The following is a 7,314-nucleotide window of genomic DNA, read 5'->3' as shown; positions in this document are numbered from 1 at the left end:
TCGCACCTGTCATTGATCATCGTTGAACGGCACGTCGACCGGACCTACCGCGCGAGACGTGACTTCCTTCAGCATGTCGGAGCACTTCTCGCCGATGGCCATGGTGGTGATGTTCGGGTTCACCGCCACCAGGAACGGCATCACCGAGGCGTCCGCGACGCGCAGACCCTGCACGCCCTTGACCCGCAGGCGCGGGTCCAGCGGCTTGCTCGCGTCGTCCTCAGCGCCCATCGGCACCGAGCACGCCGGGTGGTAGACGGTGTTGTGGGTGCGCTTCAAGTAGTCCGCGATCTCGTCGTCGGTCTGCACGTCCGGACCCGGGAACAGCTCCGCGCCGGCCCACTCCTGCATCGCCGGCTGCGCCACGATCTTGCGGGCCAGCTTGATGCCCTCGGTCATCACCCGCATGTCGTGCGGGTCGGTGAAGTACCGCGGGTCGACCTTCGGCTTGTCCCGGAAGTCGCGGCTGCGCAGCCGCACCGTGCCCGTGGAGCGGGCGCGGGTGACGTTCGGGGTCAGGCAGAAGCTGTTCTCCGAGGTCGGGTAGCCCTGCCGCACGGTGTGCATGTCGAAGGGCACCGAACCGTAGTGGAACATCAGGTCCGGCCGGTCCAGGCCGTCCTCGGTGGTGGTGAAGATGCCGATCTCCCACCACTGCGTCGAGTCGGTGACCATCGGCTTCTTGGCGTCCCAGCTGATGACGCCCTCCGGGTGGTCCTGGAGGTTGGACCCGACGCCGGGGGAGTCGACCAGCACGTCGATGCCGAACTCGCGCAGGTGCTCGGCCGGGCCGATGCCCGACAGCATCAGCAGCTTCGGGGTGTCGATGGCACCGGTGGACAGCACCACCTCGCGGCGGGCGGTGACCGTGCGGGTGTGGATCAGGTCCGCGTCCAGGTACTCCACGCCGGTGGCGCGGGTGCCGTCGAAGGTGACCTTCTTCGCCCACGCCTGGGTGCGGATCTCCAGGTTCGGCCGGTCCAGGTTCGGGTGCAGGTACGACACCGACGAGGAGGAGCGGGTGCCGTCCTCCTTGCAGTTGATCTGGAACCAGTTGGCGCCGTGCGTGACGGTCTTGCCGGAGTTGAACTCCGTGGTCGGGATGCCCTGCTCCTCGCAGGCCTGCAGCATCGCGACACCGCACGGGTCGTTCGGCGGGACGCTGCGCAGGGTCACCGGGCCGCTGCGGCCGTGGTGCTCACCCGGGGCGTCGTTGGTCTCCAGCCGCTTGTAGAGCGGGAAGATGTCCTTGGCGCCCCAACCGGTGCAGCCCATCGACTCCCACTCGTCCAGGTCCTCGGCCGGGGCCCAGAAGGCGATGCAGGAGTTGTGCGAGGAGCAGCCGCCGAGCACGCGGGCCCGGGCGTGGCGCATGAAGGAGTTGCCGTTCTCCTGCGGCTCGATCAGGTAGTCCCAGTCGTAGCCGGACTCCAGCAGTGCCATCCAGCGCTTGAGCTCGAGGATCGCCTTGTCGCCGACGTCCGACGGACCGGCCTCGAGCAGGCACACGGTGACGTTCGGGTCCTCCGAAAGCCGCGACGCGACCGCCGCACCCGCGCTGCCACCACCGACCACCACGTAGTCGAACTGGTCTGTCATTGTCCGAATCTCCGTTTCTGTGAATAAGAGTTCTGGTCATCCCGCTTCGTGGGCGGGTTGAGCGAACCTCTCAGGCGACCGGGCTGGTCTTCTCTTTGTCCGAAGTGGACGAATGTTCGGCGAGAACGCCGACCTTGTGCCGCTGGACGAACCAGTAGTACGCGAATCCGCCCACCGCCGCGACTCCGACGAACAGCACCGAGCTGTACTGCAGGTACCAGTGGTACGGCGGCTCGGCGTTGTAGACCTCGCGGCGCGGCCAGGCCAGGTTGATGGTCATGCCGGCGCCCCACACCACGGCCAGCACGTTGATCGGCAGCCCCAGCTTGCCCAGGCCGAACCGGCCTTCCTCCTTGCCGGGCTTCCACTTGCCGCGCAACCGCGCGACCAGCATCGGCACGGTGACCAGCAGGTAGGAGATGTAGATCAGGATGATCGCCAGGCTGGTGATGGCGGTGAAGATCTGCGGCTGACCGATGTTGACCAGCAGCAGCGCCACCGCGATCACGCCGATGACGATGGCGGGGACGACCGGGGTCTGGAACCGCGGGCTGACGCGGGCCAGCAGCTTGCCCGCCGGCAGCGCGTTGTCGCGGGCCATGGCGAAGACGATCCGGATCGCCGCGGTGTGCACCGCGAGCACGCACACCGTGATCGCCACGAAGATCGCCAGCAGGAACAGCCGGCCGACGAGCGGGCCGAGCGCGTCGCTGAGCACGAACTGCAGACCGCTGGTGGCCAGCTCCGGTGCGGAGAAGTCGCGCGTGGCCATCATGCCGAACAGCAGGATCAGGCCGCCGAGCACGAACGAGGCGATCAGCGCCCGCAGGATCGCCTTGGGGGCGTTGCGGTGCGGGTCGATGGCTTCCTCGCCCAGCGATGCGGCGGTGTCGAAGCCGTACATCACGTACGACGAGGCGATCCCGGCGACCAGGAACGCGCTCAGGTAGTTGCCGCCGAAGGCGGCCTCGGTGCCGTTGGTGTCGAGCACGACGGTCGGCGGGTTCACCACCACCAGCGCCAGCGCGATGATCAGCAGCACGGCGGCGGCCAGCTCGATGAACACACCGGCGCTGTTGATCTGGGCCATCAGCTTGACGCCGAAGGCGTTGACCAGCGTGGTGAACAGGATCAGCACCGTCGCCAGCAGGATGCCGTTGACCGCGGCATCGGTGGCGTTGCCGCTGTCACCGATGATCTGGAAGCCGGCCCAGATCTGGGGGAGCGTGTTCTGGTAGGCCAGGGCGGTGGCCGAGATCGAGACGATCGAGGCCAGCAGCATCATCCACCCGGCCAGCCAGCCGACGTGCTGACCGCCCAGCTTCTTCGCCCAGTTGTAGACGGAACCGGCGATCGGGTATCGCGATGCCAGCTCGGCGAAACTCAACGCCACGAGCAACTGCCCGACGAACACGATCGGCCAGGACCACCAGTAGGCGGGTCCACCGAAGGACAGGCCGAAGTAGGACAGTTGGAAGGTGCCGGTGAGCACCGAGATGTAGCTGATCCCGGCGGCGAAGGTGTGGAAGCTTCCGAGGCTTCTCTTCAGTTTGTTGGTGTAGCCGAACTCGTTGAGCTCGGCGTCGTGATTGGGCGCGCTCATGCCCCGAACTCCTTTCCCGGTCAACGCGCCCGCCGGAGCAGGAGGGTTGGACCGGGTGGTTGCTTGCTTCGCGCGGTTTGTGCGATCGCGGCCAGTTCAGCCGCGTATGAGCGCGCTGCGGCGGTGGATCGGTTGCACCGCCGCAGCGCGTTTGGTCGTGCTTACTTCCCGGAGAACCAGTTCTGCGGACCGGGCCGCAGGTTCTGGTAGACGTGCTTGGCCTCCTGGTACTCGCCGAGGCCGGCGCGGCCGAGTTCGCGGCCGATGCCGGACTGCTTGTAACCGCCCCATTCCGCCTGCGGCAGGTAGGGGTGGAAGTCGTTGATCCAGACGGTGCCGTGCCGCAGCCGGTTGGCCACCCGCTGCGCCTTGGCCGGGTCACCGGTGAACACCGCGCCGGCCAGGCCGTAGTGGGTGTCGTTGGCGATGCGCACCGCGTCGTCCTCGTCGGTGAAGCGCTCCACGGTCAGCACCGGGCCGAAGGACTCCTCGACCACGGCGTAGGAGCCCTGCTGGACCTCGTCGAGGACGGTCGGCAGGTAGTAGTGGCCGTTGGCGTAGCGCTCGCCCTCGGGGCGGCGGCCACCGGTGCGCAGCACGGCGCCCTCGGCGACGGACTTGGCGACGTAGTCGTCGACCTTCTGCAGGTGCGCCGCGGAGATCAGCGGGCCGGTCTCGGCCTCGCTGTCGAACGGGCCGCCGATGCGGATCAGCTCGGCGCGGCGGACGATCTCGTCCACCAGCGCGTCGTGCAGCTCGTCCTGGACGATCAGCCGCGCGCCCGCCGAGCAGACCTGGCCGGAGTGCAGGAAGATCGCGGTCAGCGCGTAGTCGACGGCGGTCTCGAAGTCGGCGTCGGCGAAGACCACGTTCGGGTTCTTGCCGCCGAGCTCCAGCGCGACCTTCTTGACCGTCGGCGCCGCGGCGGCGGAGATCTTGCGGCCGGTGTGCAGACCACCGGTGAAGGAGATCAGGTCCACGTCGGGGTGCTCGGCCAGCACCGAGCCGACCTCGGCGCCGGTGCCCAGCACCAGGTTGCCGACGCCGGCGGGCAGGCCCGCCTCGGCCAGCGCGCGCATCAGCAGGATGGCGGTGCCGGGGGTCAGCTCGCTGGGCTTGAGGACGAAGGTGTTGCCGGCGGCGATGGCCGGGGCGACCTTCCAGGCCACCTGCAGCAGCGGGTAGTTCCAGGGCGTGATCATTCCGCACACGCCGACCGGCTCGTACTGGACGCGGCTGATCGAGTCCGGCGAGCCGGTGTCCACGACGCGTCCCGCGTCGGTGCCGGCGATCTTGCCGTAGTAGCGGAAGCACGCGGCGATGTCGTCCATGTCGTACTCGCTCTCCACCAGGCGCTTGCCGGTGTCGAGCGATTCGGCGCGGGCGAACTCGGCCTTGTCGCGCTGGATGATGTCGCTGACCCGCAGCAACAGGTCGCCGCGCTCCCACGGCGAGGTGCTCGCCCAGGAGCCCTCGTCGAAGACGCGGCGAGCAGCGGCGATGGCGCGCTCGGTGTCGGCGCGCCCGCCCTCGGAGACGGTGGCCACCAGCTCCCCGTCGGCGGGGCAGTGGATCTCGCGGGTGCGACCGTCCGCGGCCGGCACCCATTCGCCGTCGATGAACAGCGTGGGTGCTGAATTCTCAGCTTGCGACATGCTCGTATCCCCGTGATGGTTGTGCTTTTTGTGCTGGAACCGCCCGGTTGCGCACTTCTGGTGGCGGCGTGGTCACACAATGACGTGAGAACCGGATCTTCGCCACGCGAATCGTCATCGGTGCATCGAGTAGGAATTCGCCGAAAGGTGCCGTCGGCGCGCCTTGCAGCGATTTCACCTCCTGACGGTGCATTCGGTGGCGGCCGGGCGATGTATTCGTTCAATTCCAGCGGAGGTCGATTCCTCGACCTGGTCCGTGATTGCTCTCAGTGCTGGCGAAGACCCTAACACCGGACATGTACAGATGTACATCACCTGGGTTGCCCGATGTCGTTCGCCGTTGAAAATATGCGCTCCGAACAGCGGTAACGCGAATTCGGTGACCTGGACCGCATCGCGTTGGAGCCCCGGCATGGCAGGCTGTACTTGGTCAACTCGGCCCGCCGTCGAGAAGCAGCCGGCACCAGGAGGACGTCCCAGCGAATGTCGACCACGCAGCCCGCGCCCGCCGCGCGCCGCAAGGACCCGACCAGGCCCGAACGCATCGCGCGGGCCGCGATCGACGTGGTCGCCGAGCGCGGCGTGGACAAGCTCACGCACCGTGCCGTCGCGGCTGCGGCGGGTGTTCCGCTGGGGTCGACCACCTACTACTTCGCGACCCTCGACGATCTGCTGGTCAGCGCCCTGCGGCAGGCCGCCGCCGATGACGTCGCGCAGATGCGGCAGTGGGCCGAGGGGCTCGGCGACAACGGCGATCTCGCGACCGCGCTGGCCGATCTCGTGCTGCACTACCTGGGCCCGGCCCGGTTGCAGACCGCGGTCCAGCACCAGCTCTACATCGCCGCGCTGCACAAGCCCGCGCTGCACCACGCGAGCCAGGAGTGGGACAACGCGCTGGCCGAGCTGTTCGCCGCGCGTACCGACGAGGCCACCGGCCGTGCGCTGTCGGTGGTGTTCTGCGGATTGCTGCTGCAGGGGATCGTCCGGGAAACGGTGCCCGGTCGAGATGAAATCGAGATGATATTCCGCCGGGTCCTGACCGGCGCCGCGGAAAGCTGATTCCGGCGCGGTTTTCCGGCTTGGTGTCCGATCGGTCAACATCGGATGTCCGTTGCATTGCACCGAATCCGGCACTGTTGATCTAGATGCGCGCGGTGGTCAGAATGGGTGCCAGCGATCGTTGGCACCGTCCGCGCCGCGGGCGTCCGGTCTGCCGGTTTCAGCCCGGTGGAGCACATCGCCCGGCGTTTTTCCGGTGTACAACGGACATGCCGCGTCGGGGCGTGGCTCGCTCCCAGCACGATTGATCAACTTCAGGTGGGGTGAGACCGTGGGGCACAACGAAGACCGCGAATTGGTGCCGCTCAAGTCGGATTTCGACACTGTTTGGTACGGGTTCCGCCGTTCTCAGGTGAAGTTCTACATCCAGCAGACCGAGACCGAGATCCGGATGCTCGCAGAGGATCGGGACTCAGCGCTCAGCCAGGTCGGCGACCTGGCCGCGCAGTTGGACCAGGCGCGCGCCGAGGTCGAGGTGCTCAAGCAGCAGCTCGACGACCAGGCGCGCACTCCCATCGATGCCGCTGCGCTGACCGACCGCTTACGCCGCATGGTCCGGCTCGCGCACGACGAAGCGAACGAGGTGGTCGCCGCAGCGCAGGCCGCCTCCGAGCACGAGTGGGCGCGCAGCGAGCAGGCCGCGGCCGAGCTGCGCGAGCGCTACGAGAAGCTGGTCGCCGAGGCCGATGAGTGGCGGCGGCAGTCCGAGCAGCAGCGCAACGAGATGCTGGCCCGCACCCGCAAGGAGGTGCAGGCCATGAAGCGGGAAGCCGAGGAGCACCGCCGTCGCCTCGACGCCGAGGCGGAGGAGCGGCGCACCCAGGTCGAGCACGACTTCGAGGTGTCCATGGCGGCGCGCCGCGAAGAGGCGTCGCGGACCATGGCCGAGCGCGAGCAGGCCAGCCGCGAAGCGGCGCAGCGGCGGGTCCGCGAAGCGACCGCGGAAGCGCAGCGGCGGATCCGGCGGGCCGACGAGTACTCCGAGGCGATGCTGCGCATGCGGCAGGACCTCGCGCAGCGGGTCCGCGCGGCGCAGCAGGTCCTGGCCACCGCGGAACCGTTCCTGGCCGCCACCGAAGCGGGCGCGGCCAGCGAGGGATCGGACGGTTACGTGTCCGAAGTGGTCCGAAGTGGACAGGTCCCGTCCGGCGACGTCGACGTTCCCGAGCAGCGCCACGAGGAACCGGTGCCGGAAGAAGCGGCGGCGAGTCGCAACTGACCGCGGTGCGAGTTCGCGATCACCCCGGGGTGACCGCGATTTCTCGCAGAATTGTCGCATTCAGGCCCGATGGCCGAATTCGAATCGGGTCGAGTTCGGGAGTGGGGGGCCATGAGCGGGGGGATTCCCCCGCGCCCGCGGCTCGCCGGCGAAGGCCCCCCCCCCCCCCCCCCCCCCCC

At 68.4% G+C, this 7,314-nt stretch carries 6 protein-coding genes; 2 read left to right on the top strand and 4 right to left on the bottom strand.

Annotated elements, in window-relative coordinates; all coding sequences use genetic code 11:
* Window positions 1-9: 9 nt before the first annotated feature.
* The 4 genes from ABTZ89_RS32750 to ABTZ89_RS32735 all read right to left on the bottom strand — a co-directional run bounded on the left by ABTZ89_RS32750 (window position 10) and on the right by ABTZ89_RS32735 (window position 5,035).
* The gene (locus ABTZ89_RS32750; RefSeq protein ID WP_351052053.1) at window positions 10-1,599 is read right to left on the bottom strand and encodes a GMC family oxidoreductase; all 1,590 of its coding nucleotides are present in this window, start codon (window positions 1,597-1,599) and stop codon (window positions 10-12) included.
* Between the two features lie 70 nt (window positions 1,600-1,669).
* A complete protein-coding gene (locus tag ABTZ89_RS32745) occupies window positions 1,670-3,202 on the bottom strand; it encodes an APC family permease (RefSeq protein WP_351052051.1) in 1,533 nt (510 codons plus the stop codon).
* A gap of 161 nt (window positions 3,203-3,363) precedes the next feature.
* Window positions 3,364-4,857 (bottom strand): aldehyde dehydrogenase family protein, encoded by a 1,494-nt coding sequence (locus tag ABTZ89_RS32740; RefSeq protein ID WP_351052048.1) that lies wholly within the window; start codon window positions 4,855-4,857, stop codon window positions 3,364-3,366.
* Window positions 4,844-5,035: a hypothetical protein gene (locus ABTZ89_RS32735; RefSeq protein ID WP_351052046.1), complete on the bottom strand. Its 192-nt coding sequence runs from the start codon at window positions 5,033-5,035 to the stop codon at window positions 4,844-4,846. The genes ABTZ89_RS32740 and ABTZ89_RS32735 overlap by 14 nt, the downstream gene beginning before the upstream one ends.
* 305 nt (window positions 5,036-5,340) lie before the next feature.
* On the opposite strand from ABTZ89_RS32735, the gene ABTZ89_RS32730 reads away from it, so the two are divergent.
* Both ABTZ89_RS32730 and ABTZ89_RS32725 read left to right on the top strand, forming a co-directional pair.
* On the top strand, window positions 5,341-5,916 hold the full coding sequence (locus ABTZ89_RS32730) for a TetR/AcrR family transcriptional regulator (protein WP_270949296.1): 576 nt from the start codon (window positions 5,341-5,343) through the stop codon (window positions 5,914-5,916).
* A 352-nt stretch (window positions 5,917-6,268) separates the two neighbouring features.
* Complete coding sequence (locus ABTZ89_RS32725; protein WP_270949295.1) at window positions 6,269-7,135, top strand: coiled-coil domain-containing protein; 867 nt, start codon at window positions 6,269-6,271, stop codon at window positions 7,133-7,135.
* The last annotated feature ends 179 nt before the right edge of the window (window positions 7,136-7,314 follow it).

The sequence above is a fragment of the Saccharopolyspora sp. NPDC002686 genome (genome assembly GCF_040295745.1).
Lineage (GTDB): Bacteria > Actinomycetota > Actinomycetes > Mycobacteriales > Pseudonocardiaceae > Saccharopolyspora > Saccharopolyspora oryzae.
Note: the sequence above shows the minus strand (reverse complement) of the source record. Positions and strands in the feature narration are given on the sequence as shown.

Coding starts and splice junctions, on each gene's coding strand:
- ABTZ89_RS32750 (WP_351052053.1), bottom strand. CDS start 1,599: ATGACAGACCAGTTCGACTACGTGGTGGTCGGTGGTGGCAGCGCGGGT.
- ABTZ89_RS32745 (WP_351052051.1), bottom strand. CDS start 3,202: ATGAGCGCGCCCAATCACGACGCCGAGCTCAACGAGTTCGGCTACACC.
- ABTZ89_RS32740 (WP_351052048.1), bottom strand. CDS start 4,857: ATGTCGCAAGCTGAGAATTCAGCACCCACGCTGTTCATCGACGGCGAA.
- ABTZ89_RS32730 (WP_270949296.1), top strand. CDS start 5,341: ATGTCGACCACGCAGCCCGCGCCCGCCGCGCGCCGCAAGGACCCGACC.